Annotated in this window: 21 protein-coding genes and 1 pseudogene; 15 read left to right on the top strand and 7 right to left on the bottom strand. The window is 70.3% G+C overall.

Features of this window, described 5'->3' with window-relative positions; all coding sequences use genetic code 11:
* Positions 1–579 precede the first annotated feature (579 nt).
* Genes ACIBBH_RS27585 through ACIBBH_RS27565 form a run of 5 tightly spaced genes read left to right on the top strand, consistent with a single transcriptional unit; the run spans position 580 to position 9497 of the window.
* Positions 580–2586 (top strand): dynamin family protein, encoded by a 2007-nt coding sequence (locus ACIBBH_RS27585; RefSeq protein ID WP_399409070.1) that lies wholly within the window; start codon positions 580–582, stop codon positions 2584–2586.
* Positions 2583–4211: a dynamin family protein gene (locus ACIBBH_RS27580; RefSeq protein ID WP_399409068.1), complete on the top strand. Its 1629-nt coding sequence runs from the start codon at positions 2583–2585 to the stop codon at positions 4209–4211. The genes ACIBBH_RS27585 and ACIBBH_RS27580 overlap by 4 nt, the downstream gene beginning before the upstream one ends.
* Complete coding sequence (locus tag ACIBBH_RS27575; protein WP_399409066.1) at positions 4208–6505, top strand: Hsp70 family protein; 2298 nt, start codon at positions 4208–4210, stop codon at positions 6503–6505. The genes ACIBBH_RS27580 and ACIBBH_RS27575 overlap by 4 nt, the downstream gene beginning before the upstream one ends.
* Positions 6502–7437 (top strand): hypothetical protein, encoded by a 936-nt coding sequence (locus tag ACIBBH_RS27570; RefSeq protein ID WP_399409064.1) that lies wholly within the window; start codon positions 6502–6504, stop codon positions 7435–7437. Before ACIBBH_RS27575 ends, ACIBBH_RS27570 begins: the two co-directional genes overlap by 4 nt.
* Positions 7434–9497, top strand: a complete 2064-nt coding sequence (locus ACIBBH_RS27565) for an Hsp70 family protein (RefSeq protein ID WP_399409062.1) — start codon at positions 7434–7436, stop codon at positions 9495–9497. The genes ACIBBH_RS27570 and ACIBBH_RS27565 overlap by 4 nt, the downstream gene beginning before the upstream one ends.
* A gap of 191 nt (positions 9498–9688) precedes the next feature.
* Here the strand turns inward: ACIBBH_RS27565 and ACIBBH_RS27560 are convergent, their stop codons facing one another.
* From ACIBBH_RS27560 to ACIBBH_RS27550, 3 genes are all read right to left on the bottom strand, one after another.
* On the bottom strand, positions 9689–10279 hold the full coding sequence (locus tag ACIBBH_RS27560; protein ID WP_399409060.1) for a hemerythrin domain-containing protein: 591 nt from the start codon (positions 10277–10279) through the stop codon (positions 9689–9691).
* An 11-nt stretch (positions 10280–10290) separates the two neighbouring features.
* Positions 10291–11490 (bottom strand): hypothetical protein, encoded by a 1200-nt coding sequence (locus ACIBBH_RS27555; RefSeq protein WP_399409058.1) that lies wholly within the window; start codon positions 11488–11490, stop codon positions 10291–10293.
* A 247-nt stretch (positions 11491–11737) separates the two neighbouring features.
* A complete protein-coding gene (locus tag ACIBBH_RS27550) occupies positions 11738–12058 on the bottom strand; it encodes a hypothetical protein (protein ID WP_399409056.1) in 321 nt (106 codons plus the stop codon).
* 87 nt (positions 12059–12145) lie between these two features.
* Here ACIBBH_RS27550 and ACIBBH_RS27545 point away from each other — a divergent pair, with 87 nt between their 5' ends.
* Positions 12146–13552, top strand: coding sequence for a hypothetical protein (locus ACIBBH_RS27545; RefSeq protein ID WP_399409054.1), 1407 nt, complete (start codon positions 12146–12148; stop codon positions 13550–13552).
* A 4-nt stretch (positions 13553–13556) separates the two neighbouring features.
* On the opposite strand, the gene ACIBBH_RS27540 is transcribed toward ACIBBH_RS27545, so the two are convergent.
* Complete coding sequence (locus ACIBBH_RS27540; protein ID WP_399409052.1) at positions 13557–13961, bottom strand: MazG nucleotide pyrophosphohydrolase domain-containing protein; 405 nt, start codon at positions 13959–13961, stop codon at positions 13557–13559.
* A 99-nt stretch (positions 13962–14060) separates the two neighbouring features.
* On the opposite strand from ACIBBH_RS27540, the gene ACIBBH_RS27535 reads away from it, so the two are divergent.
* On the top strand, positions 14061–15059 hold the full coding sequence (locus ACIBBH_RS27535) for a TAXI family TRAP transporter solute-binding subunit (RefSeq protein ID WP_399409050.1): 999 nt from the start codon (positions 14061–14063) through the stop codon (positions 15057–15059).
* A gap of 16 nt (positions 15060–15075) precedes the next feature.
* On the opposite strand, the gene ACIBBH_RS27530 is transcribed toward ACIBBH_RS27535, so the two are convergent.
* Together ACIBBH_RS27530 and ACIBBH_RS27525 are read right to left on the bottom strand one after the other, a co-directional pair.
* Positions 15076–16476 (bottom strand): ATP-binding protein, encoded by a 1401-nt coding sequence (locus tag ACIBBH_RS27530; protein ID WP_399409048.1) that lies wholly within the window; start codon positions 16474–16476, stop codon positions 15076–15078.
* A gap of 15 nt (positions 16477–16491) precedes the next feature.
* Positions 16492–17178 carry a response regulator transcription factor gene (locus tag ACIBBH_RS27525; protein WP_399409046.1) on the bottom strand — a complete coding sequence of 229 codons (687 nt, stop codon included), beginning with the start codon at positions 17176–17178 and terminating at the stop codon, positions 16492–16494.
* Between the two features lie 287 nt (positions 17179–17465).
* Here ACIBBH_RS27525 and ACIBBH_RS27520 point away from each other — a divergent pair, with 287 nt between their 5' ends.
* The 8 genes from ACIBBH_RS27520 to ACIBBH_RS27485 all read left to right on the top strand — a co-directional run bounded on the left by ACIBBH_RS27520 (position 17466) and on the right by ACIBBH_RS27485 (position 23788).
* Positions 17466–18242, top strand: coding sequence for an amino acid ABC transporter ATP-binding protein (locus ACIBBH_RS27520; protein ID WP_399409044.1), 777 nt, complete (start codon positions 17466–17468; stop codon positions 18240–18242).
* A 78-nt stretch (positions 18243–18320) separates the two neighbouring features.
* Positions 18321–19157 carry a glutamate ABC transporter substrate-binding protein gene (locus tag ACIBBH_RS27515; protein WP_399409042.1) on the top strand — a complete coding sequence of 279 codons (837 nt, stop codon included), beginning with the start codon at positions 18321–18323 and terminating at the stop codon, positions 19155–19157.
* Positions 19158–19229: 72 nt separating this feature from the next.
* Positions 19230–19895: an amino acid ABC transporter permease gene (locus ACIBBH_RS27510; protein WP_399409040.1), complete on the top strand. Its 666-nt coding sequence runs from the start codon at positions 19230–19232 to the stop codon at positions 19893–19895.
* Entirely contained in the window at positions 19892–20791 is a 900-nt protein-coding gene (locus tag ACIBBH_RS27505; protein WP_399409038.1) for an amino acid ABC transporter permease, read from the top strand. The genes ACIBBH_RS27510 and ACIBBH_RS27505 overlap by 4 nt, the downstream gene beginning before the upstream one ends.
* Positions 20792–20970: 179 nt before the next feature.
* A complete protein-coding gene (locus ACIBBH_RS27500) occupies positions 20971–22626 on the top strand; it encodes an FAD-dependent monooxygenase (protein WP_399409036.1) in 1656 nt (551 codons plus the stop codon).
* A 51-nt stretch (positions 22627–22677) separates the two neighbouring features.
* Complete coding sequence (locus ACIBBH_RS27495) at positions 22678–22791, top strand: putative leader peptide (RefSeq protein WP_399409034.1); 114 nt, start codon at positions 22678–22680, stop codon at positions 22789–22791.
* A 65-nt stretch (positions 22792–22856) separates the two neighbouring features.
* Positions 22857–23390, top strand: a complete 534-nt coding sequence (locus ACIBBH_RS27490) for a cysteine dioxygenase (protein ID WP_399409032.1) — start codon at positions 22857–22859, stop codon at positions 23388–23390.
* Positions 23387–23788: a rhodanese-like domain-containing protein gene (locus ACIBBH_RS27485; RefSeq protein WP_399409030.1), complete on the top strand. Its 402-nt coding sequence runs from the start codon at positions 23387–23389 to the stop codon at positions 23786–23788. Before ACIBBH_RS27490 ends, ACIBBH_RS27485 begins: the two co-directional genes overlap by 4 nt.
* 202 nt (positions 23789–23990) lie before the next feature.
* On the opposite strand, the pseudogene ACIBBH_RS27480 reads toward ACIBBH_RS27485, so the two are convergent.
* Positions 23991–25271 (bottom strand): annotated as a pseudogene (locus tag ACIBBH_RS27480) (ABC transporter permease); the annotation flags it as partial.
* Between the last annotated feature and the right edge of the window lie 135 nt (positions 25272–25406).

Raw genomic sequence — 25406 nt, 5'->3', positions numbered from 1 at the left:
CCGGGGACAGCAGCCTGACCGCCTCACGGCCCGCCCGGCAGCGGCAACAGCCGCCGGTCACAGTGGATCGCGGACCGCACCCACAACACCGGGTCGGCCGTACTCCACATACGGCGATCGGCGGGGTACGGCGGCGTGAGGATGCAGAGGTCCTGAATGCCCAGCCCAGGAGCCATGCCATGGACCGACCGCGGGTACCCAGACGGCAACAGACCCAGCCAGACCGGCCGGACCCGGGCAGCCAGGCCTCGTCGGCTGCCCGGCCGCCACTTGGATCAAGGAGCGCAGCGCGCCTGTTCGGGACTGCAATGGCTGGAATGGCCCGCCAGACCCGCCTCCCGGAGGAGACCTGACAGTCATGGACGAGGCGTACTGCATGTGGACAGGTCCTCGCGTCGGCCAAGGCAGTGATCCCACCGTCCGTCAGATCAGCCATGTCACAATACGTCATGCTCTGGCCTATTATTGGCCATCTCTTGGAATGGCCGTATATTCCGCCTGGCAGGTAGATATCGACCGCTGAAGCGGCCAAGCGGCCGCCGCACAGCCGACCTGTGAAGCCAAGGGGGAGTAGTACCGGTGGGGAGCTATGACGAGCGCAAGCGGAAGATCGTGGCGCTCTTTCCGGAGGTCGCATGGGCGGCCCTGAGCGCTGAGCCCCAGGTCAGCGTGGAGCGTCTGCACGAGGCGGAGCGCAGGCTGCACGAGAACCAGGTGGCGCTCGTGGTCCTGGGTGAGTTCAGCCGCGGGAAGTCCTCCCTGCTCAACGCCCTGCTGGAGGAGCCGGGACTGCTTCCGGTCGACTCCTACACGTCCACGCGGGCCGTCACGACCCTTCGCTGGGGCCCTGAGGAGGTCATCACCGTCAGCCTGGCCGCACGCGGGGAGCACCCTGCCGAGGAGCGGCGCATCAGCCGGAACGAGCTCCGCTCCTATCTTTGCGAATCAGCGGTGACGGACGGATACGGCGCGTCGGACGCGGGCCGCGTGTCCGCGGTGTCCATCGAACTGCCGAACTCCAGGCTCGACAACGGGCTGATGGTCGTCGACACTCCCGGCGTCGGGGGAGTGCACCGAGGCCACAGCACCGCGGCCCTGGGCGTGCTGCCGATGGCCGATGCCGTGCTGTATGTGACGGACGCGCTCCAGCCTCTGCTCGCATCGGAGTTGGCGTTCATCGATGTGGTCGCGCGTGCCGTGGACGCCGCCACCCACCCGGAGCGGCTGCTCTTCGTCGTCACGAAGTGTGATCAGTCGTCCGATGCGGAAACCGCCGTACGGGATGTGCGGACACGACTGGGGGCCGTGCCCGGACTGGACCGCGAGCGACCGACTGTCGTGCCGGTCTCCACCCACCTGCGCCTGCACCATCTGGCGGAGGGTGACCCGGATGATTTCGAGCTCAGCAACTTCGGGCGGCTGGAGGAGGAGCTCTGGCCGGCGCTGGCGCGATCCAGGAGCCGACTGCTCCAGGAGGCGGCTCTCAGTGAACTGGAGCAGGTGACAGCGTCGTTACTGGCCCCGGTGGAAGCGGCCCTGGCCGTCATGGACACCGACGACCGCGCCGCGCACCAGAGGCTCGCCACGGCCGCGGAGGCCAAGGCGAAGGAGGCGGCGGCCCTGGCCGGCGGCGCCGCCGTGTGGCCGGACCAACTCGCCGAGGCGATGGCCGCTGTCACCGTCGAACTGAAGCAGCGGATCGACGCCGACCTGGCCGAGATGTGGCGGAAGATCCGCCTCGCCTACCGCGACCGGCAGGAGCTGCTCGGCGATCCGCAACTTCTCCTCGATCATGTCGCCCAGGAACTGGCCCTGCTGACCGGTGAGCTCAGTGAGCTCGCGCGGAAGCGGGCGGCCGAAGTTCACGAGACGTTCGTCGAGCGCACGGGTGTGCGGCTGCGGGATGCCACGCCGGCGGAGCTGGCCGCGCCCGCGCTTCCCACAGCCGCGTCCGCCCTACGGAGTCGGCGGCCCGAACGCTCCTCGCCCGCCCTCGACGAGCTGGTCCAGGCCCTGGAGACAGCGGCTGAAGGAGCCCGGCGAGGTGCGGAAGCAGGTGGCCGGCTCGGCGAGATGGCCTGGGAGGTGGCCCTGCGCAGATCGCTCCCTGCCCGGTCAGCCGGACGGGGCCCAGTCCGTGTCGTGAAGGCGGATGAAGGGCCCTCCGCATCGCCTGCGGCGCTGGTGGGACGGGTGATCGGCGGAGTGGTGGGCGCCACGCTCTCCTTCACCCGGCAGTTGCAATGGCTCCGCGAGGGAGCCCGTGGCGAGCGGGTCAACGCCCTCGACCAGGCTTTCGAGTCCTGGGAACCTCAACAAAGGCAGTTCCTTCACACGGCCCTGTCCGAGGTCGTCGAGGCACACGCGCGCCAAGTGACGGAGGACTTGCGTCATCTCATCGAGGAGCACCGCTCGGCATGCGCCGCCACGGCTGAGCGGATCGCAGCCGCACGAGCAGCCGTCGGCCGGGACAGTGCGGCCGAGCGCGCCGCGGCCGAGCAGCGCCGCACCATGTTGCGGGCCTTGCTGGTGCGCATCAACGAGCTGGCGTCGGCCGCAGACACCCCGGGGCAGGGCGCCTCATGAGCTTGGACTCCGTCGGGGAGGAGCCGTCAGCCGTCCCGGGAGCCCAGCCGGCCGAGTCGCCTCTTCGGCAGCGGGCCGAGAGCGCGCTGGATCTGGCCCTGAAACGCCTGCCGCCGGGCCCCGACACCCATCGCGTGCGCCACGTGCTGGAACAGGGCAGGCACGCACTGGGCACGCCCATGCGCGTGGCGGTTGCGGGGGTCGTCAGTTCGGGAAAGTCGACGCTGGTCAATGCCCTGGTCGGCGGAGAGCCGATGGCGACCGGACTCACCCCGGTCACCTTCACCGTGAGCGTGCTTCGCCATGCGAACGAACCGGCTGTCACGGTGCACTTCCATGACGGCCGGTCCCCTGAGCACCACGGTCTTGCGTCACTGGCACGGTTCACTGCCCGCATGCCAGAAGCGCGTGTCCCAGAGGGCATCGCCTGGGTGGAGGTCCGTGGCCCCTTCCCCTGTCTGCGATCGTTCGACCTGGTCGACACGCCGGGGTTCGGCTCGCAGTTCGAGGCGGACGCACAGGCGGCCCTCACGGCTCTCGGGCTCACCACCGAAGCCGTCAGTGCCGTGACCGCAGACCAGCTCACCCGTGCCGACGCGGTACTGGCCGTCCTCAACGCAGGTGTGTCCCGCAGTGACGCGGACCTGTTGGCCCGCTTACGCGGCAACGGCTTCGCTGTGTCACCGGTCACCTGCGTCGGGGTGCTCACCAAAGCCGAACTCGCCTGGCCGGGAGAGGCCGGCCGTCCAGTCGGCGATCCACTCGCAGCCACTCGGCGAACCGCCGAACGGATCATCGCCGATCCCGAGATGTCCCGTCTGTTCCACGACGTCCACCCGGTGTGCAGCAAGGTCGCCGCAGCGGCCTTCGCCATGGGCGACGAGGAGTTCACCGATCTCGTCTCACTGGCCCGCACCGACCCCGCGCTGTTGGAGAAACGACTCCGTGTGCACCGCGCCTTCGCCACCCGCCCCTACGACGACCTGCCACTGTCCCCTGAACGGCGGGCACCGCTCGTGGGGCGGTTCAGCCAGTACGGGATCGCCCTGGCCACCGCGCTCATCCGGGAAGGCGTCGACACTCCCGACGAGCTGAGGGCCGAGCTCGACCGGCGCAGCGGCATGGGATCGCTGCGCGAAGCACTCGTTCGGCATTTCGGCCGCAGGCGCGACCTGATCAAACTGGGTCGCATCCTCGATTCGGTCCACGCCCTGGACGTTGATGGACCGGACGTCTCCGGTGGCGACCCCCGAACCCGCGCCGCGGTCCGGAACGCCCTGCGACAGGTCACCGATCTGGAGCGGGACGAACTCGCCTTCGCCGAGCTGCGCTTGCTGAGACGTTGGTACAGAGGTGAGATCGCGCTGTCCGAGGCGGAGGCCGCGGAGCTGCGCATCGCGATGGGCGAACGTGGAGCATCCGTCGCCGAACGTCTTGGGCTGCCCCCGGCCACCGTACTGACGCAGATGGAGCGGACCGCGCTGGAGCGGCTGGGCCACTGGCGCGCCTCTCCGGTCGCCAGTCAGCCGGGTGGGCGAGCGCTGGTCCAGGTGATGGAGCGTCGGTACGAGCAGCTGTGTCATCGGGTGCGCGCGGCCCGGGCCTTGTTGGAGGAGCAGGAGTGACCCCGCCCCTGGAGTCCGCCGGGCGACCGCCCGCAGAAGCCGTGCTCGTCGTGGACCTGGGCACGACCACCTCGTCGTCGATCCTGCTGGCCGAAGGAGAACGGCACCTGGTGAAGGACCCCTCGACGGGCCGGGACTGGTGGCCGACCAGCGTCTTCGATGATGGTGGACGGTTGCTCGTCGGCTCGGCGGCCGAGGACCGCAAGGGCGACAATCCACGGGCCTACCTCACGGAGTTCAAGCCCCGCCTGGGCAGCGACTCTCCCGTCCTGCTCGACGGCCGGCCCCATGGCGTGGTGGAGCTGGCCGCGGCGGTACTCGGGGAGCTGCGCTCCGCCGCACGGCAGCTCGGCTTCGACCCGAGCCGACTGCTGATCACGGTCCCGGTCTCCGCCGATGAGCATCAGCGCGCCGCCACGCTCGACGCGGGCCGAGTGGCCGGATTCACCGATGTGGAGATTCTGGAAGAGCCCGTGGCCGCAGCCCACTGCCGGGCAGTGGGCACCCACTGGTCCAGCGGTGACGTCGTGCTCGTCTACGACCTCGGCGGCGGCACCTTCGACGCGGCACTGGTGCGCGTGGACGACGCGGGGCAGCACCAGGTACTGGGCCGAAGCGGACTGGCCGAGGACCACGGTGCCCGGGAAGTGGACGCGATGCTGGTCCAGGACTTCCGTCCCGAGGCGGAGGCATGGCTTGCCCAGCATCCGGGCCGAGCCGACGAACGTGACGCCCTGGAGCAGGCGATGGCCCAAGCCGCCATCACCCTCAAGCACCGCCTGACCGCGCTCGAGGACGCTCGTGCGTACGTCTCCCTGGGGCTGCCACACATGTCCGCCGACCGGGACCGGCTGCGGCAGATCGCCACACCTCTGCTGCGCGGAACGGTGGACTGCTGCCTGGCCATGGTCGACAAGGCGGGTCTCACCCTGGACGACATCACCGGCGTGCTCCTGGTCGGCGGCGGCAGCAGAATGCCCGTGGTCGCCCCCTACCTCGCCAACTCCCTTGGCAGGCCACTGCACCCGGCGGCTGATGCGGTCCTCGCCGTCGTCGATGGCGCGTCGCTGTGGGCGGCCGGAATGCGGGCCAGGTGTACCGTGTCGGACCTTCCGCACGACCTGATACGGCCCCTGCGCTGGACGTTGCCGGGCGGCAGGGCAGTCCTCGGCCGCTGGTTCGTAGCGCCCGATGACGCCTATCCCGCGGGCTCTGTGCTGGCCCGGGTCCGGCTGGACAACGGCACATTGCACGACCTGTCCTCCCGGGAGCCGGGACGGGTGGTCCAGCTGCACCTGGACAAGGATCAGGAATTCTTCACCGGCGACTGGATCCTCACCTCCCGGCGCCCGCCGACACCTCGCGAGGTGTGCCGCAATCCCCGCATGATCGCGTCCTGGCCGGCGCATGTCACCGCGCTCGCCTGCAGTCCGAACGGGCGCAAAGTGGCTGTGGCGGAACAGGAGTCGGCGGACCGCTGCATCATACGGGTCGTCGACGCACACTCCGCGACGGAAATCTGCAGCCGCCCGGAGAGCGGACGCGTTCGCGTACTCGCCTGGACTCCCGACAGTACGCATCTGGCCTACGGGCTCTCGTCGCGGGAGCAGACGGTGCGGCTCCTGGACCCGGAACAACCGTCGGTCACCGCATGGAGCGTGCGGCTCCGGGGAGCGGCGCAGGGACTCGACTTCCTGCCAGGAGGTCAGTATCTGGCGATCGCCTGCGGTCAGGGATCGGTGCGGCTGATCCACGTCGCTACGGGCCGGGTACACACTTCCACCGAGGTTCTGTCGTGGGCGGCAGCGGTGTCCGTGCATCCCAACGGGCGGATGCTGGCGGTCGGTGGCGACGACGGTGATCCGCCATCAGGAGTGACGCTCGTCGTGGGCCTCGACGACGAGCGGCTGTCTCGCACCTTCTCCCACCCCGCACCTGTCCGGGCCGTGCGGTTCAGCCCGGACGGCGGATCACTGGCCGTGGCCGGCGGGGAGGCCGCGGACCAGGGCTTCCTGCAGGTGTACGACACCTCCACCTGGTCCGTGATGTTCGCCTCCGCGCTCGAGCCCAGCATGCGCGCCGTGGACTTCTCACCCGACGGCGCCCTGGTGGCCGCCGCGGGAAGCGACACGAGCGCGCAGGTGTGGAGCGTCCATGACCAGCGACCCCGTGCCGCCGTGACAACGGCCGGAGACCCATCAGCCATCGCCATCATGCCGGACGGGCATCAGCTCGTCGCAGGGGCGCAGAACGGGGTCCGGATCTGGGCCCTTACGCCCGAGGGGGGAACATGACAGAACACGACACCGGCCGGGACAGCCGTGCCGGTTCGCGTCCCGTGGACGGGGCCGAGCGACGGGTGGCACCGCTGCCTCCCGTCATCGGCAAAGGGGAACTGGTCGAGCGCTTCGACGACCTGTGCACGCGTTCCGGCCGACCATTCGCAGGCCGTGGTCCGAACGAGGTGGTGACGGCTGTCGTCCGCGCATTGCGGGAGCTGCAGGCCCAAGCCATGGGGGAGATCCAAGCCGACGAACGGACTCGGCACCAGCTCGGGGACGTACTGGGCGTCCTCATCGTCGCCATCGAGAAGCTCCTCGACGAGGTGTCGTCCACCGTCTTCCGGGAAGCGCCGACGCGGAGTGCCGGGAAGCCCCCACCCGATCGCGGCCGAAGTCTGGTGGACAAGATGGGCCTGCCGAAGTTGTCCAAGAGCAGCTCCGCCGCAGGTCACAGGGACCTGTCTGCTGAGGACAGGCGTGCCGAACAACTGCATGCCGGGGCGCTGGCAGCGGCACGCACCGCACTCGAGAGCGTCGAGAAGGCCTTCAGCCGAGCGCCCCAGCCCCCGGAGGTGCGCTTCCGCCCCTGGCACGAAGACACCTCGCTCATGACGCTCGCCCAGAGCCTGGTCGCCGCTGCCGAGCGGCACAATGTGGATCTGACCTGGGCCGCGATCGATCAGCTGCGCACCGCACTCGGGCGACAACGGATCCGGATCGTCCGGTACGACGCGGGGCTCGCCTCAGAGGAACAAGCCCGTCTCTTCACCTTCCACGGCCCGGGCGACGGCCCCTCCTTGCAGTTCGAGGAACTCACCCCCGCATTCACAGTGGACACGGAGAACGGCGCACAGCGCCTTGTCGTGCGCGGCGAGGTGCGTTGCTTCCCGGCCGGCGCGCAGGAGAACGAGACTCGCGACGAAGCAGGTGACACCCCCTCATGACCAGCCAGGCGTCGGGTGACGAGGTACTGCTGATCGGCTTCGATCTGGGGCACGGTGAGACAGCCATCGCCACCGCGTGGTCCCAGTCCCGGGACGAGCCGCGCATTTCTGATCTCCCGGGCAGCGGGAGGTCCTACCCCACCGCGGTCGCCCTGCTCGGCAACCCGTCGCAGGAGCCCCCGACCCGGACCGTGGTCGGTGGCGGCTGTTTCTCCCCCCGGAGCAAGGGGCGGGTACTGGAGTTCTACTCCGCCTTCAAGAGCGCTGACCTGGAAGACGGCGGGCGAACCCGGCGAGCGGTTGAGCTCTTCGTGCGCCATGTCGTCCAGGCGCTCACCGGCGCGGCCGAGACGGACGACGCACCGCACGATGTGATCGCCATATCGGCGAACGCGCGCACCCGTTGGCTCTTCGGTGTCCCCTCGGGCTGGAGCACGCGCCAGCGGGACGAATACCGCGAACTGCTGGCGGGCCTGTGTCCGGGCGAGGTGGAGGTGCTCGCCGAGTCGCGGGCCGCCCTGCTGTACGGCCGCGAGTCGCGTGACCTGCCCGACCCGATGCGCCAACTCGTGGGTGGGACGGTCGCACAAGGCAGTTCCGTGGTCATCGACCTCGGGTCATCGACCGCGGACTACACCGTTGTGACAGGGCTGTTCGCGCGCCCGCTGGACACGGGCAACCCCGCGCTGGGCGCTTCCCTGATCGACAGGGAGCTGATGCGGCGGACGGTCGAGGGCCACGACGACCGGGAGCGGTTGCTGGAGGCCCTGGAAGAGCCCAGTAGCAGGTCGGTCCTGGAGTTTCGCTGCAGGCAGACCAAGGAGCGCTTCTTCGTGGCTGCCGACCCCCTCGATCCGGATGCCGCCGCTGAGGGGACGACGGTGGAGGTGAGGACATCCGCCGGCGAGTCCGTTCGTGTCCAGATCTGGCTCACGTCCGACTTGCTGGACGAGATCACGAACGCTTCGCTGGCCCCGCTGAACGGCGCATCGTGGCGCCAGGCGTTGCGCGACGACCTCGAGAAGGTGCGGGTCGCGCTCGGCGGCGACTGTCCCGACCTGGTCATGATGACCGGCGGTGCCTCGCGGATGCACTTCGCGCAGCACATCGTCCGCGAGGTCTTCAGCCAGAGCGAGGTGGTCATCGGCGCGGAGCCGGAGTACGCCATCGCCAAGGGACTGGTGATCGCGGGGCAGACTCGGATACGTGTGGAGGGTTTCCGGAAGGAAATCGGGGACTTCATAGCCTCCGGACGCATCGAAAGCATCATCGACGAAAAGCTTCCGGAACTCGCCGGGAATCTCGGTACCGTCATGACCGAGAACCTCGTGGAAGGGCACATCATTCCCGCCGTCCTGCGCTGGCGCAATGGGGAGCTCGAGCTGGTGACGGACATCGAGACGGAAGTGGCGCGCACCCGGGAGGAGTACCTGTCCTCGCCCGCCTTCCGCGGCCGCGTCGAGGCCGAAGCCGAAGCCTGGAGCAAGGAGATCAGCGCTCTGGTGGACACCCGTACGGCGGAGATCTGCCACAGGTGGAACATCCCTCCCGGGGCTCTGAGCCTGTCCAAGCCATTCGTCCCGCGCACCGCCTCGCCCGTAGGCGCGTACTCCGACGTGGCCGTGGACAATCTGAACACCATCGGAAACGTCGCGGTCGGTGCGGTCGCCTATGTCGCGGGTGTCATCGGGGCGGTGGCCGTCGCGGTGTCGCTCAACCCGGTGGGAGCCGCGGTGGCCGCCGTCGTCGCAGTGGTCGTCGTCGTCGTGGCCGCGGTGCGCGGCAAGGAAGAAGCGATGAAGTACGCCAAGTCCCGGCCGATGCCTGGTCCCTTGCGCAAGCTCATCACCGAACGGCGTTTGCTCGGCAAGATCCGTTCCAAGGCTGAGGAGGACTCCACGGAGAAATCCGCTGCTGCGGAGTTCGCCGCCACTTTCCTCTCCGGGCAACGGCATGAAGTCATTCGACTTGTCGCCACCTCGGTCCGCGAGCACCTGGAGACATCGGCCCGGTACACGGAACTGCTGATCCAGCCGGAGGAGGGTCCGGACCTGTCGTGAGTAATGAGCTTTTTCCGACGACTCCCCCATCCCTCGCGCCACTGCCGTGCTCCAGGCCCCGTGCCGGCTGAGGAGTTGCCGTCTCGCCTTCGCGTGGAGGCGCCCGAAACGTAACGGAGGACTGGCACCACCGACTGTACGGGAGCAGAAGCAATCAGGATGATGCTCTCGCAGGCGGGATGTCCGGAGATTCAGCCCTTGCCCATCGCCTTGCGGACGGCGTCCCTGGTGCGGTCCATGAGGGCGGCCACGGGGCCGAGGGCCACGTTGGCCGCGCCGGACTCGGCGCCGGGATGGGGACGGGTGGGGGCCATGGCCTCGGCGGCCTTCACCGCCGAGGCCATGGCGGCGAGGCCGGGGGCGTCGGTGCTGCGGCGGATGTGCGTGAACTCGTACCGCTCCTCCGCCCGGGCGTGTTCCTGCACGTCGGTGCGCAAGGCCCGCAGCCGCGGCAGGAACTCCGGGTCGTCGGTGTCCATGTCGTCCAGGGCCGCGAGCGTCTCCTTGGCCGCCCGCTCTTCCGCGAGGCGCTCCTCGACGACCTGCTCGCCGCCCGGCAGTGCGCGCCGGGCGAAGGGGTGGACGACCTCCTCCTCGGCGGTCTCGTGGACGGCGAGCAGCCGCACGAGGCGGCGGAAGGCGTCCCGGCGTTCCTCGCCCTTGTTCTGCTCGACCTCGTCGAAGAGGTTGCGGATGTCGCCGTGCTGGCGCATGAGCAGGGCGACGACGTCGGCGTCCTTGGCCCCGTCGGCACCGGCCTGGGGGGTGTGCAGCTCGGACATGGGCGGCGGCCTCACTTCTCGCGCTGGGCGGGGTCGGGGTGCTCGCCCTCGGTCTGGACCCGGTACTCGCGGCCGAACATCTCGTCGTGCTCGGCCATCACCCGCTCGCTGGGCGGCTCCTCGCCGCCGTGGATCTGCTCCTGCATCTGCTCGAACCGCTCGTGGGCCTCGCGGACGTAGCCGGCGCCGAGGGTGGTGAGGTCCATCTGGGTGTCCAGAAGTTCGCGCAGGTACTGCTTGTTCGGCTCGAAGGTGAGCACGTCGGGCAGCTCCGGCGCCAGGATCTCCTGCGGCTCACGCCCGTCGTGCCGGCGCATCAGGTCGCAGGCGGTGTGCAGGTGCTCCAGCTCCATGTTCAGGTGCAGCTCCCAGATCGCCCTGACCTTGGGGTCGCTCTCCTGCTCCATGAAGGAGTAGTACAGGTAGCACTCGTTGTACTCGTGGTTGACCAACTGCTCCCACCACGTCTCGCCCGGGTCGACGAGGGACTCGTAGTGGGTGACGTGCTCCTCCTCGATCAGCCCGATCTCCTGGTAGAGCTGGCGGGCGATCGGCTCCATGTAGGTGGGGCCGGTGTTCATGTAGAAGTTCATCGTCTGCTGCTCGGCCGACATGATCGTCAGCGCGTGCAGCTTCGACAGGGGATTCGTGGCGTCCTTGTCGTACGGGTCGCGGACGTTGTCGACCGGATCGCGGTGGTGGAACCTCGTCGGCCGCCCCGGCATCACCTCGGTGAGGTTGTCCACGATCGACTCCGCCTTGCGGTGCTCGATCATCTCGTACAGGTTCGCGTACCGGTACAGATGGTCGAAGTCCTCCAGCACGCCGAACTGGTACGCCTGCTTCAGATAGGGATCCGGCTCCATCCGCGCCACCCACGCCGTCAGGTCCACGGCCACCTGCTCGTAGGCGATCGTCGTCTCCAGCACCGACGACACGCCCGGCAGCAGCCAGTTCACTACCTTCTGCTGCTGCGCCTCGATGTAGCGGGTCCGGGCCAGCTGCCGCTTCACCTCCGGGTCGACGGTGTTGCGGGCGAGCTGGTGGCTGAAGAGGATCGCCTCCACCTCGATCCCGTTCATCGTGATGATCCGGCACCGGGTGTACGGGTCACAGTGGTCGGGGTCGATCGGCTGCACGTTCAGCTCACGCCAGCTGCGCAGCTGCCGATCCAGCGGGATACCCCGCTGCTCGAGCGGATTGAAGGTCATGTGCGTGTCTCCCGGGGAGCAGGACAGCTCGTGAGCGGGCGGGTACCCCGCCGTCGACGACGAGCACAGGTCTGCCACCGAGTCTGTCCACGGCGGCTGCTTTCCGGCCACCGCTGGCGCCCTCGGGGCACGGGGTTCCCCCGGCCGCATCAGCCGGGATGACAGTCGGACGGGTCTGTGAGATGACCGGATCGGTGTGTCGTGCGGGACGGTCGACAAGCCTCCGACCACCCACCCCCACCTGCCCTCAGCTCTCCGCCGGGGGCGTCAGCGAGAGCTCTCCCGTGCGCAGCGCCTCGATCACACCGCCGTCCCTCAGGAGGTCCGCGCCGGTGCGGAATCCGGACTGCCGGCCGAGCAGAAACGCGGCTGCCTCGGCGACCTCGCCGGGCGTGCCGACGCTGTGCGGGTGGCCGGCGGCTACCGGAGGTGGCGCGGCTCGGGTCCGGTGGCCGCTTGCCCGCGCCGTTGTCGCCAGCCGTGATGGCCTGAACCAGCCGTGGTCCAGGTCACGTTGGGATGTGGCCGGAATGGGGAGGCCCGGTGACTGCGGTCGTGGCATGCTCATGAACCGTCACCGAGTTACCGGCCAGTAAGGCCCAGTGTCTGTCGCCCGCCGGTGCTCCATGCCACCCCCCCACCCTCAGGACCGATCTTGCGCAGACGCACGGGGCACACGCATGCCCTCCTGCCCGCCTTCGCCGTGACCGCCCTCCTCCTCGCCGCAGGATGCTCCTCACCCGCGCCACGGGCCGAGCAACCCGCTGCCGCCCCGAGCCGGGAGGCCCGGGACTCCGACGGCCCCACCACCGCCGCGGCGGACCGCTCACTCACCGTCGCCGCCGCTCCCACCGCCACCGGGACCGCCGCGGCGGGCTCCGCCGGCTCGGGCAGGCGGGCGCACACGACCTCGCTCGCCGTCAGCTCGTACGACAGCAAGACCCGGCGGGCCGTCATGTCGCCCAGGGCAGGCGGCAGTTCCGCCTCACCGGGCCCCTCCGCCTCGCCGGGCGAGGCCACCGTCGGTGACGTCATCGCCAGCGCGCCCGCGCCCGGTGCGCCGCACGGGCTGCTCGCCAAGGTCACCAAGGTGATCGGCGAGACCGACCGGGGCACGGAGGTGCAGACCGAGCCCGCCCGGCTCAACGCCCTGCTCGGGGACGACACGGCTCGCGGCACCGTGCCGGTCGACCCCGCCTCCTTCGCCGTGGACAAACTGCTGCCCGACGTCAAGGTCTCCTGGTCCAAGGCCGGCGACGTGCACGTCGGCCCGAAGGGCGCCACGGTGCCGCTCGGCAGCCTGCGGGTCGACCTCAACGCCGACATACCCACACCCGAGGGCTCGCCGGTGTCGGGCAAGGCCTCGGTGTCCGGGTTCGTGCAGGTCGCCCCGCAGGTCGACTTCCGGTACGGCGGCGCGGGCACCGACGCCGCGCCCGGCAGCGCGTATCTGGGCGTCTCCGGTGACTGGACCTCGGGCTGGTCGGTCAAGGGCCGCGCCGCCGCCTCCGCCACACCGCTGCGGATTCCCTTCGCGAAGCTGCACGCCGACCCGGTCCTGCAGGTCGGCCCCGTCCCGGTCGTCGTCAACCTCGACCTGACCTGCTACTTCCAGATCAGCGGCGACGGACGGATCACCGTCGACGTGGCGCAGAGCGTCAAGGGCGACTTCAAGGCGGGCGGCACCTACGGCAGCGCCCAGGGGTGGACCCCGGTCAGCGCCGCCGACATGACCGGCACACCGGTGCGGACCTCGGTGACCACCGCCGGAGGCGTCAAGGCTGCGCTCGGCACGGAGGCCTCGGTCGGTCTCTACGGCACCGTAGGCGTCACCGCGGACCTGGCGCCGTACGTGCGCGGCGAGGCCTCGGGGACGGTGACCGCCTCGTCCGGTACGGCCGGCGCCGGGGCGGACGGCACGTGGGGCGTGTACGGCGGTGTGGACCTGTCCGGGACCCTGCGGATCCAGTTGTCGATCTTCGGTACCCCCGTTCTGCAGAGGAGCGTCCCGCTGGGCTCACTGCACCGCGAGTGGAATCTGGCGGGCAGCGCGGCCCCGTAGGTCCTCAGGCGCCGCCGGGGATCCAGCCCTGGCGGCGCAGGACGGCCGACACGTCCGGCGCCCGGTAGTGCTCGCCCTTGAGGACCTTGCCGTCGGCACGGCGGGCTATCTGTCCGCCGGGGCCCAGCTTGCTCATGTTGGAGCGGTGGACCTCGGCGATCACCGCGTCGAGGTCGATTCCGTGCACCAGAGCGGTGCCGTACGCCACGTAGACCACGTCGGCCAGTTCGTGCGCGAGCCGGTCGAGCGGGCCGGTGACCGCGACCGCGGCGACCTCCGCGGCCTCCTCGGCGAGCAGTTCCCCGCGGTGCGCGGCCAGGTCGGGGGCCACCTCCGTCGGCGTACTGCGGGCGTCGAGGCCGAAGGCGAGGTGGAACTCACGGACGAGGTCGGCGGGCGAAGAGCTCATACGGTGACTGTAACGGCCGCCTCTGACAGTCCCCTCCGTGTGCCCCGTCGTGTGCCCCGCCCTGGTCAGGACCGCGGGCGGGCTGGCAGGATCGCGCGCATGTCCAAGGTGTTCCCCCGTATCGGCAGGCGCCGGGCCCTCCAGTGCGCGGCCGTCGGCTTCGTGGTCTTCGGGCTGCTGCTGTGGTGGCTGCTGCCCCTGGGCGAGGAGCCGCCGAGCGGCACGATCACCTTCAGCACCGGGACGTCCCGGGGCGTCTACCAGGACTACGGCCGGCGGCTGCGTACCGAGCTCGGCAAGGACATGCCGGGCCTGAAGGTGAAGCTGCTGACGAGCGCCGGTTCGCAGGAGAACGTGCGGCGCGTGGCGACCGGGGAGGCCGACTTCACCATCGCGGCGGCCGACGCGGTGGAGACGTACGAGCTGCGGAACCGCACCGGCGCCCGGCAGCTGCGCGGCGTTGCGCGGCTCTACGACGACTATGTGCAGCTGGTCGTGCCGCGCGACTCGGACATCGAGTCCGTGGCGGACCTGCGGCACAAGCGGGTGGCCATAGGGCTGCCCAACTCGGGCGTACGGCTGATCGCCGGCCGGGTGCTCAGGGCGGCCGGGATCGACCCCGCCAAGGACATCACCCCGATGTCCGACGGCATCGACACCGGGCCCGGCCGGCTGCGGCAGGACAAGATCGACGCGTTCTTCTGGTCGGGGGGGCTGCCCACCAACGGGCTGGTGGAGCTGGCCAGGAAGTTCGCCTTCCGGTTCATCCCGATCGAGGGCGACCTGGTCGCCAAGCTGCACGCCCAGGGGCAGGTCAGCCGCTACTACCGGACGACCAACATGCCCGCGTCGGCCTACCCGTCCGTCCAGCAGGGCTCCACCGTGGCGACCATCGCGGTGTCCAACCTGCTGATGACCCGCAAGGACATGGATCCCCGGCTCACCGAGTGGATCACCCGCACGGTGATCAAGAGCCGCGACGGAATAGGTCATCACGTCCACTCCGCCCAGCTCGTCGACCTGCGCACGGCGATCTACACCGATCCCCTCGCCCTGCAAGAGGGGGCGCGGCGCTACTACCGGTCGGTGAAGCCGTAGACGGCCGCACGCGGTTCTAAGGCCTGGTCCTCGGCACCGTCACCGTGACCTTCAGCCCCCGCGGCTCGTGGTGGGCGTACGTGATCGAGCCGCCGGCCGCCGCGAGCAGGGCGCGGCTGATGGACAGGCCCAGGCCGGAGCCCTTGACGTTCTGGTGGCGGCCGCTGCGCCAGAAGCGGTCGCCGACGCGGGCGAGTTCCTCGTCGGTCAGGCCGGGACCGGTGTCGGTGACCACGACCGTCGAGGTGTCGCCGTCGAAGGAGACGGTCACCTCGACCGTGCCCCCCTCGGGGGTGAACTTCACCGCGTTGTCGATCACCGCGTCCAGTGCGCTGGACAGGGTGATCGGGTCGGCCCATCCGGTGGTGGGCGGGCAGTCGCCGGCGAGCCGGACGCCCTTGGCCTCGGCGGCCGGCGCCCAGGCGGCCACCCGCTCGGCGGCCAGCTGGCCGATGTCGGTCAGCCGGACGTCCGCCTCGGCGTGCTCGGCCAGCGCCAGATCGAGCAGGTCGTCGAGGACCTGCGCGAGGCGCTTGCCCTCGGTGCGGACCGAGGCGATCTCCTCGTTGTCCTCGGGCAGTTCGAGGGCGAGCAGCTCGATGCGCAGCAGCAGCGCCGAGAGCGGGTTGCGCAGCTGGTGCGAGGCATCGGCGACGAAGGCGCGCTGCTGCTCCAGCACGTCCTCGACGTTGTCCGCCATCTCGTTGAACGACCGGGCCAGCCGTCTGAGTTCCGGCGGCCCGCCGCCCACCGCGACCCGGGACTTCAGACGCCCGGTGGCGATGTCGTGGGTAGTGGCGTCGAGGATCCGGACGGGCCTGAGCACCCAGCCGGTCAGCCGCAGCGCGGCGCCGACGGCCAGCAGCATCGCGGCGACCTCGCCGGCGCCGATGAGCAGCCAGCCGTGCAGGGTCCGCGAGCGCATCCCGCCGGTGGGCGAGTCGGTGATCACGACCGCCACGACGTCGCCGTCCCGGATCACCGGCGAGGCGACGACGAGGCGGGTGCGCTGCCAGGGCCACACCTGCTCCGGGTCGTGACTGCGCCGGCTGAGCAGCGCCTCCTGGAACGCCTCCCGCACCTCGCCCTTCTCGGGCAGGAACCAGTCGGCGGGCGCGTTGGCCATCACCGACTCGTTGCTGTAGAAGACGCCCGCGCGGATGCCGTAGACGCCGAAGTAGTTGGCGAGTTCGCGGCGGAGGGTCTCCTGGCGCTCGTCCTTGGTCGTACGGCGGGATCCGCTGGGCCCGTCGGTGACGAACTGGGCGAGCGCCGCGAAGCGCGCCGTGTCGTCGATCCGGTCGACGACCACGCGCTGCTGCTGGGCCGCGGCCACACTGACGGCGAGCGGGATGCCGAGCGCGAGCAGCACGGCCGCCATCAGGACGATGAGCAGCGGGAGGAGCCTGGTGCGCACGCGTCCCCGCCAGGACTAGGCGGCCGGGGCTACGAGGCGGTAGCCGACGCCGCGTACGGTCTCGATCAGCGCGGGCATGCGCAGCTTGGCGCGCAGGGAGGCGACGTGCACCTCCAGGGTGCGTCCCGTGCCCTCCCAGCTGGTCTGCCACACCTCGCTGATGATCTGCTCCCGTCGGAAGACCACTCCGGGGCGCTGGGCGAGCAGCGCGAGGAGGTCGAACTCCTTGCGGGTCAGTTGGACAACCGTACCGTCCACGCTGACCTGTCGGGTGGGCAGCTCGATGTGCACGGGACCGAGCCGCAGCACGCTCTCGCCGCCCGGCCCGGCGTCCTCGGGGACGGTGCGCCGGCTGACGGCGTGGATCCGGGCGAGCAGTTCCCCGGTGTCGTACGGCTTCACCACGTAGTCGTCGGCGCCGAGGTTGAGCCCGTGGATGCGGGAGCGGACGTCGGAACGTGCGGTGACCATGATCACCGGCGTGCTGGTGCGCTTGCGGATCTTGCCGCAGACCTCGTAGCCGTCCTGGTCGGGCAGGCCCAGGTCGAGCAGGACGACGCCGAAGCCGGCGCCTTCGGGGACGAGGGCCTGCAGTGCCTCCTCGCCGCTGCGCGCGTGGGTGACGTCGAACCCGTGCCGCTTGAGGACCGCGGACAGAGCGGCGGCGACATGGTTGTCGTCCTCGACGAGCAGCAGTCTCATCCCGGCCCCCTCCGGTTCGAACGGTCGTATTCTCGGCTTGGAGAAATCGTCTGCACGCGCGCGCGTGCACCAAGGCAGTCACGCTGATGGACGACGACGGCGTCAAGAGGGTTCCGGTTGCCCGTCGGTTCCGTTACCCGGCCGATACGCACGCCCCTCACCGTTGCTACAACACGTGTCCGATTGCTATCCGATCGTGATGCTCAGATTCCCCTCAGATGTAATGACGCTGGTCATGCGGCGTCACTACTGTCCTCCGAAACCGAGGAGGACGGAGCCTGAAAGCGATGACCGAAGTATCGGTGGCCAAGGAAGACGCGGCCTCGACCGGCGACCTGGTCGTCCTGAAGAGCGTCAACAAGCACTTCGGCGCGTTGCACGTGCTCCAGGACATCGATCTCACGATCGCCCGCGGCGAGGTCGTCGTGGTCATCGGGCCCTCCGGGTCCGGCAAGTCGACGCTGTGCCGCACCATCAACCGCCTGGAGACCATAGACTCCGGCACCATCACGATCGACGGCAGGCCCCTGCCCCAGGAGGGCAAGGAGCTGGCCCGGCTGCGGGCGGACGTCGGGATGGTCTTCCAGTCCTTCAACCTCTTCGCGCACAAGACCGTGCTCGAGAACGTGATGCTGGGCCAGATCAAGGTCCGCAAGGCCGACAAGAAGCAGGCCGAGGAGAAGGCCCGCGCCCTGCTCGACCGGGTCGGGGTGAGCAGCCAGGCCGACAAGTACCCCGCGCAGCTCTCCGGCGGCCAGCAGCAGCGCGTCGCGATCGCCCGGGCGCTGGCGATGGGCCCGAAGGTCATGCTCTTCGACGAGCCGACCTCGGCCCTCGACCCCGAGATGATCAACGAGGTCCTCGAGGTCATGCAGCAGCTCGCCCGGGAGGGCATGACGATGATCGTCGTCACCCATGAGATGGGTTTCGCGCGATCGGCTGCAAACCGCGTGGTCTTCATGGCGGACGGCCGCATCGTCGAGGAGGCTGCGCCCGACCAGTTCTTCAGCGCTCCGCGCAGCGACCGTGCCAAGGACTTCCTGTCGAAGATCCTCCACCACTGACGGCGCCCGTTGCGCCCCACGCTCTGTGTCACCCGGGCCGAGGGCCCGCATCTCCTCACCACGCAAAGGATGTTCACCATGAAGCTCCGCAAGGTCACCGCCGCTTCGGCCGCCGTGCTCGCCCTCGCCGTGGCCGCCACGGCGTGCGGCTCCAACAAGAAGGACGAGGGCGGTTCCTCCGGTGGCGGCAAGACGATCACCATCGGCATCAAGTTCGACCAGCCCGGCATCGGCCAGAAGACCCCGCAGGGCTACGCGGGCTTCGACGTGGACGTGGCGACGTACATCGCCAAGAAGCTCGGCTACAAGGCCGACCAGATCGAGTGGAAGGAGTCGAAGAGCGCCGACCGCGAGACCATGCTCAAGCGCGGTGACGTCGACTTCATCGCCGCCTCCTACTCGATCACCCCGGAGCGCCAGAAGCTGGTCGACTTCGCCGGCCCGTACCTGCTGGCCCACCAGGACGTGCTGGTCCGCGCGGACGACAACAGCATCAAGTCGCCTTCGGACCTGAACAAGAAGAAGCTGTGTTCCGTGGCCGGCTCCACGTCGGCGCAGAACGTCCACGACAAGCTCGCCCCCAAGGCGCAGCTCCAGGAGTACCCGACCTACTCCGCGTGCCTGACCGGTCTGCAGAACAAGGCCATCGACGCCCTGACCACCGACGACTCGATCCTCGCCGGCTACGCCTCCCAGTCGCAGTTCAAGGGCAAGTTCAAGCTCGGCGGCTTCAAGATGACCAACGAGAACTACGGCATCGGCGTCAAGAAGGGCAGCGACCTCAAGGCCAAGATCAACAAGGCGCTGGAGGAGATGGTCTCCGACGGTTCATGGAAGAAGGCCGTGGCCAAGAACTTCGGTCCGGCCGGCTACAAGAACGAGCCCGCTCCGAAGATCGGCGACATCAAGAGCTGAGGCAGCGCCCACCGGTGCGCCGTCCGGCGGCGGCGCACCGGGGCATCCCTACACGCGGAAGCGCGGGAGATCGTGTTCGACTTTCTTGAAGGTTACGACCTGCTGGGAGCCTTCTGGACGACGGTGCAGCTGGCGTTGCTGTCCGCCGTGGGCTCCCTGATCTGGGGCACTGCGCTGGCCGCCATGCGGGTGGGCCCGGTGCCGCTGATGCGCGGTTTCGGGACCGCCTACGTGAACATCGTGCGGAACATCCCGCTCACGGTGATCATCCTGTTCGCCTCACTCGGCCTGAGCGACACGCTGAACATCCATCTCGGCTCGGACGACGTCGCCACGAACAACTTCCGGCTGGCCGTGCTCGGTCTGATCGTCTACACCTCGTCCTTCGTGTGCGAGGCACTGCGCTCGGGCATCAACACCGTCCCGGTCGGGCAGGCGGAGGCGGCCCGGGCTATCGGCCTGACCTTCACGCAGGTGCTGAGGCTGGTCGTGCTGCCGCAGGCCTTCCGGGCCGCCGTCGGTCCGCTGACCAACGTTCTGATCGCGCTGACGAAGAACACGACGGTGGCCGCCGCGATCGGCGTGGCGGAGGCGGCGCACCTGATGAAGGACATGGTCGACAAGGAGGCGCAGCTGCTGCTGATCTCCGGGATCTTTGCGTTCGGCTTCTGCTGCCTGACGCTGCCGACCGGTCTGATCCTCGGCTGGGTGGGCAAAAAGGTGGCGGTGAAGCGATGAGCTCGGTCCTGTACGACGCCCAGGGCCCCAGCGCCAAGCGGCGCAACGTCCTGTACACGGTTGGCTTTCTGGTCGCCTTCGCGGCCGTCCTGTGGTGGGTCTTCAGCACCCTTTCCGACAAGGGACAGCTGGAGTGGGTGCTGTGGAAGCCGTTCTTCAGCAGCGAGGCCTATTCCGCCTACATCTGGCCCGGTCTGCAGAACACGCTGAAGGCCGCGGTGCTCTCCGTGGTCATCGCGCTGCCGCTGGGTGCCGTCTTCGGCATAGCCCGGCTCTCGGACCACGTCTGGATCCGGGTACCCGCCTCGGTCGTGGTCGAGTTCTTCCGGGCGATCCCGGTCCTGATCCTGATGATCTTCGGCAACGCCCTGTACGCCGACTACACCGACGTCAGTTCGGACGACCGTCCCCTGTATGCGGTCGTCACGGGTCTGGTGCTGTACAACGCGTCGGTGCTCGCGGAGATCGTCCGGGCGGGCATCCTCTCGCTGCCCAAGGGCCAGTCCGAGGCCGCGATGGCGATCGGGCTGCGCAAGAACCAGGTGATGCGGCTCGTCCTGCTGCCGCAGGCGGTCACCGCCATGCTCCCGGCGATCGTCAGCCAGCTCGTGGTGATCGTGAAGGACACGGCTCTGGGCGGCGCGGTCCTCACCTTCCCCGAGCTGCTCGCCTCGGCCAGCACGATGAGCGGCTACTACGGTGCCAACACCATCGCCTCCTTCACCGTCGTGGCCTTGATCTTCCTGGTGCTCAACTTCTCGCTCACGAGCTTCGCGAGCTGGCTTGAGGGCCGGCTCCGGCGCGGCAAGAAGTCCACGGGCGCGGTGGTCGGCGTGGACGCGGTCGCCGAACTGGCCGCTCCGGGCGAGCACGAGGACATGCGGAAGGCTCCCTGACGGCTCATCGGACGGACACGACTACCCCGACGGAGGCAGTGGCATGATCGCCACTGCCTCCGTCGCTTGACGCAAACACCGCCAATGGGTTGCATACGTTCTGTGATCGTGCACCCTGCTCCACCTTTCTGTTCACACTCATCCGTCAGGGCACCGCTGCGGGCAGGGGGCGCCGCGCCGTGGATCCGGTGATCATCGTCGGGGCGGGGCCCGTGGGGCTCACGCTCGCCCTGGCGCTGGCCCGCCAGGAGGTGCCGTCGGTCGTTCTCGACGAGGGTCCGGGCAAGGACGAACCACGCCTCGCGCGCACGGTCGTTCTGCGTGAGGACACCGCCGCGCTGATGGAGCGGCTGACCGGCGTCCCGCTCGGCGAGCGGGGCCTGCACTGGGCCGGATGGCGGTCGCTGCGGCGCAAGCAGGTGATGCGCGAGATCTTCTTCGACCGGCTCGCCGACGACCCGGACCCCGACCGGGACAGCGCCGAGCCCGCCCCCCTGCACCTCGCCCAGCACGTGCTGACCGGCGCGCTGCGTGCCGCCCTCGCCCGCGAGCCGCTCGTGCAGGTCGCCGTGGACAGCCGCGTGGACGCGATCGAGCAGGAGCGTTCCGGCGTCTCCGCGCACACCCGGGGACCCAGCGGCACCTGGTGGCGCGGCAGTTACCTGGTCGGCTGCGACGGTCCCCGCTCGACCGTGCGCAAACTGCAGGACATCCGCTTCCCGGGCCGTACCGCGGTGGAGCGACACGCCGTCGCCGCCCTGCGCGTGGAACTTCCGTGGGAGGGCCAGGCGTTGCTCCACCGGATGCCGCCGTGGCGGACGTCCGGGCCCTCGGCCGGGGAGGTGACCGCCCGCCCCCTCCCGGACGGCGTGTGGCGCCTGGACTGGCTGCTGCCGCCGGGCAAGGACCTGGTCACGCCCGAACTGCTGGTGGCCCGCGTCCGCGAGACCCTCGCGGGCTGGACGGACGGCACCACACCGCCGTACGAACTCCTCGACACCGGAGTCCACACGGTGCACCACCGGCTGGCCCGCCGGTGGCGCGTGGGCCGGGTCTTCCTCGCCGGGGACGCGGCCCACCTGCTCGGCGCGCTGGGCACGCAGGGGCTGGACGAGGGACTCCGGGACGCCGACAACCTCGCCTGGAAGCTGGCGCGGGTCTGGCACCACGGCCCGCACGAGCCGCTGCTCGACAGCTACCAGACCGAGCGGCGCGCGGTGATCGCCGCACGGCTGCGCGCCGCCGACCAGGCGCTGCCGGTGCTGCGCGGCGGCGGTGGGCTGCGCGCGTACGTCCCCGGCACAGCCCGGGGGCACGACGCGCTGCTCACGGACGGTCACCTGGGGCGCGGGCCGCTCGGCGCGCCGGGGGCGTACGCCGACTCGCCGCTCGCGCCCGAACACCTGGAGGGCGAGATTCCCGTCGGCACCCCGCCCGGCGTTCAGGTGAGCGACGTACGGGTGACGGCCGAGGACGGCACCTTCGTACGGCTGCGGGACCGGCTCGGCCGCGGCGCGCTGCTGGTCGTCCTGATCGCGCCGGGCACGGGCGTGTGGGACCGCAAGCACTGGATGAAGGCCGGAGTCATGCCCCGCCTGGCGGCCGCGGTGACCGCGCTGCCGCACCCCGCCGAGCTGCTGGTCGCCGAGAGCTATCCGGGCGCGCCCGCGCACAGCGTGCTGCTTGTGCGCCCCGACGGCCACCTGGTCACCGCGCTGAGCGGGGTTCGCCCGGCCGACCTGTACGCGGCGGCGGAGGCGGCGGTGGGCGGCCCGGCGCAGGCGCAGCCGGCGGAAGCGGGGGCGCAGGCCGGGGCGGGCTCCGGGGCGCGTTGAGCGTACGTACAGTCACCCTGTGATCCACATAGTGACGCAGAGTTGACCGGTGTGCACCGTCATGGTGTACTCCGGACCGTGACCGACACCGATGTGCGCCTGTGGCGGAGGGTCCATATGGACCTCGTCCGCTATGCGGGCTGCGTGTGTCGCCCGTCCTGCTGAATTCGCTTCCCTCTTTCTCTCCGGGCGCCCCGCGGGGCGCCCCTTGGCGAACGCTCTTCAGGACGGTGCACGTGTCTGTCTCTCCCTCCGTGTCCGCGGCCGTTTCGGCACCCACCCAGGCGGACCTCCTCGACTTCGCACGGCGTACGGCCGCCGACGCCGAGCTCATCGCCTCGCTCCCGCTCGATCCGGAGGGCCGCACCTGGGTGCGGCTCGCGGGTCCCGGCGGCAGTGAGGCCTGGCTGATCGGCTGGCCGCCGGGCACCGGCACCGGCTGGCACGACCACGCCGACTCGGTCGGCGCGTTCCTCACCGCGTCCGGCGAGCTGAAGGAGAACTCGCTCGCCGCCCGGCTGCCCACCGACGGCTGGAAGACTCTGGAGCTCACCGACGGCGTGGACCGCGAGCGGCGGCTGCCGGCCGGCAAGGGCCGCTCCTTCGGCCGCCATCACGTCCACGAGGTACTCAACGAGTCCACCGAGCGGCACGCGATCTCCGTCCACGCCTACTACCCGCCGCTGCCGCAGATCCGCCGCTACAGCCGGTCCGGACAGGTGCTGCGGCTGGAGCAGGTCGAGCGCCCGGAGGACTGGCAGTGAGCGGCACGGGTGAACGGCCGGTGGGTATCGACGAGTTGCTGGAGCGCGTGCGCGCGGGCTACCGGCGGATCGAGGCGCGGGAGGCGTACGAGGCGGCGCAGGCGGGCGAGGCACTGCTGGTCGACATCCGGTACGCCGCCCTGCGCGACCGGGACGGCCTGATTCCCGGTGCCCTGGTCATCGAGCGCAACGAACTGGAGTGGCGCCTCGACCCGCGGGGCAGCCACCGCGTCCCCGAGGTGACCGGGCACGACCTGAACATCGTGGTGATCTGCAACGAGGGCTACGCGTCCAGCCTGGCCGCCGCCTCCCTGCACCAGCTGGGGCTGCGCCGGGCGACCGACATGGTCGGCGGGTTCCAGGCGTGGCGGGCGGCGGGGCTGCCGGTGGTGACGTGAGCCGCGCCACGGTCGGTGCGTGACGGTCGGTCGCCGGGCGGGCAGAACAGCGGGACGGTGTCCGGGTCGTCCATCGAGCAGCAGGGAAACGTCGTTCGTCACCGCCGGCCGGCCGAAGCTGCCCCCGGCCCAAACGGCGTGGGTCTTTCCGGGTGCGCACGCTGAGGATGCGCGGGGCGACGCCGTCGGGGGACGCGGCGTGCTACTCCTTCGCCGTCGCCACGGTCACCGCGTGCACCCTGAGGGCTACGCGTCCCGGCAGGGCGGTGGCCACGAGGGCGAGGAGGGCGGCGACCGCGACGACGGTGACGTACAGCAGGGGCGTGACGGCGGGCGCGGCGCGGCCCGTCATGCCGACGCTGAACGCGGTCAGGACGGCGAGGGCGATGCCGCTGCCCAGGGACGTCGCCAGGAGCAGCACGGACAACGCCTCGGTCCGCAGCATGCGCAGGAACTGACGGCGCGTCGCCCCGGCGAGGCGGAGCAGGGCGAACTCCCGGGCCCGCTCGGACACCGACATGGCGAGCGGGTTGACCACCGCGATGGCGGTGAAGGCGAGGACCAGCCCCATGGCCAGGTGGTTGACCTCGGCGTTCGCCTGCTGCCGCTCGGCCTGCAGGGTGTCCGCGGCGGCCGGGGAAAGAACGCGGAGTCCCGGGAACTCACGGAGTGTAGTCGCGAGTTGTGTCTGTGTACGGGTCGTGCTGACGAGGACGGAGGAGGCGAGCGGGTTGTCGACGTGGTGTGCGAGCAGGTCGTGCGCGAGGGCGAGGTCGCCGAAGCCGAGACCGCGGCGGTAGACGGCGGCGACGGTGAGCGTGGCGGGCGTGCCGTCGCCGAGCGTGAGTTTCAGGGTGCCTCCGGGCCTCAGGTGGAGCTGGTCGGCGGCCAGTTCGCTGACGGCGACGGTGTGAGCGGTGAGCCGGTCCAGGGCGCCGGCGGTGACGTCCGGGTCCCAGATGCGGGTGAGGCCGACGGGGGTGACTCCCTGGGCGGCGTACTTGTCCAAGCCGACGCGGACGGTCGTGCGGACCACCTCGGTGACGATGTCGTGGTGCGTGCGCAGCAGCCGTGCGGCCTCGGCCGGGACGCCCGGCCCCTGGGCGGCGACCACCCAGTCGGCACGGACGCCCTCGCGTGCCTGGGCGCGGGCGGCGTCACCGAGGGTCGGCTGGACGAACAGGACGGTGCAGGTCATGCCGATGAGCAGGGTGAGGGGTGTGACGACGGAGGCCATCCGGGCGGCGTTGCCGCGCAGGTTGGCGGTGGCGAGCCGGCCGCCGGGGCCGCTGAGCCGCAGCGGGCCTGACAGCAGCAGCATCGCCGCTCGCACCAGGAGCGGGCCGAGCAGGGCGACGGAGGCGGACAGGACGACAACGGCCAGGAACGTCACGGGAGTCGAGGCGGGCTCGGTGCGCAGGGCGGTGAGGACGGCGACGAGGACCACACCCCCGGCGAGCAGCAGCAGACCCGCGGCGATCCTTCAGTCTTCGGCGGGGGTTAACCCCACCCGTCTGCCGCCGACGAACAGGTGGACGCCGAGATGACGCACAGGGGAGCGGCGGGGCCAGGAGCTCGCTGCCCGCGCCCGGCCCTGTCCGGCTGGTACGGCGGGTGC

The organism is Streptomyces sp. NPDC051636 (assembly GCF_044453765.1).
Classification (GTDB): domain Bacteria; phylum Actinomycetota; class Actinomycetes; order Streptomycetales; family Streptomycetaceae; genus Streptomyces.
Note: the sequence above shows the minus strand (reverse complement) of the source record. Positions and strands in the feature narration are given on the sequence as shown.